Source organism: Nocardioides sp. P4_G4, assembly GCF_056401085.1.
In genome coordinates this window covers 1-887 of record NZ_JBFUKA010000188.1, presented here as the reverse complement: position 1 = coordinate 887, position 887 = coordinate 1, and the positions used below count along the sequence as shown (strand labels likewise).

At 75.9% G+C, this 887-nt stretch carries 1 pseudogene; it reads left to right on the top strand.

Features of this window, described 5'->3' with window-relative positions:
* Window positions 1-887, top strand: a pseudogene (locus AC1DQF_RS21655) (malto-oligosyltrehalose synthase); the annotation flags it as partial.

The following is an 887-nucleotide window of genomic DNA, read 5'->3' as shown; positions in this document are numbered from 1 at the left end:
GCGCGGCGAGGACGTGCGGGCCCGGATCACCGCCCTCGCGGAGGTCCCCGACCTGTGGGAGGGCGCCCTCGACCGGCTCCTCGAGCTGGTGCCGCTGCCCGACCCGGGCTTCGGCAACCTGCTGTGGCAGGCGATCGTCGGCGCCTGGCCGGCGTCCGGCCTCGACGGGGACTGGCGCGAGCGCCTGCACGGGTACGCCGAGAAGGCGATGCGCGAGGCCGGTGACCGCACGCAGTGGACCGCCCCGGACGAGGCCTACGAGGCCGCCGTCCACCGGTGCGTCGACGCCGCGATCGACCGGCCCGAGGTGCGGGCCGTCGTCGACGAGGTGCTGGCCGCGGTCGCCGACGCCGGCTGGAGCAACGCGATCGTCGCCAAGCTGGTCGCGATCACGATGCCCGGCGTGCCCGACGTCTACCAGGGCAGCGAGCTGTGGGAGCAGTCCCTCGTCGACCCCGACAACCGGCGACCGGTCGACTACGACGTACGACGCACGCTGCTCGACGCGATCGAGCAGGGCGAGCGCCCGTCCCTGACGGGTGGCGTGGACGACCCGGGGGCGGCCAAGCTGCTCGTCACCCGCGCCGGCCTGCTGGCCCGCCGCGAGCAGGCGGAGCTCTTCGACTCCTACGCACCGCTGACCGCCTCGGGCGAGGCCGCCGACCACGTGCTGGCCTTCGACCGCGGCGGCGCCATCACCGTCGCCACCCGCCTCCCGCTCGGCCTGGCCAGGCGCGGCGGCTGGGGCACGACCAGCCTCCCGCTCCCCGCGGGGGAGTGGACCGACGCGGTCTCCGGCCACGTCCACACCGGTGACGTCCTGCTCGGCGAGCTGCTGGGAGACCTGCCGGTGGCGCTGCTGACGCGCAGCTCGGCCCCTCTCGACC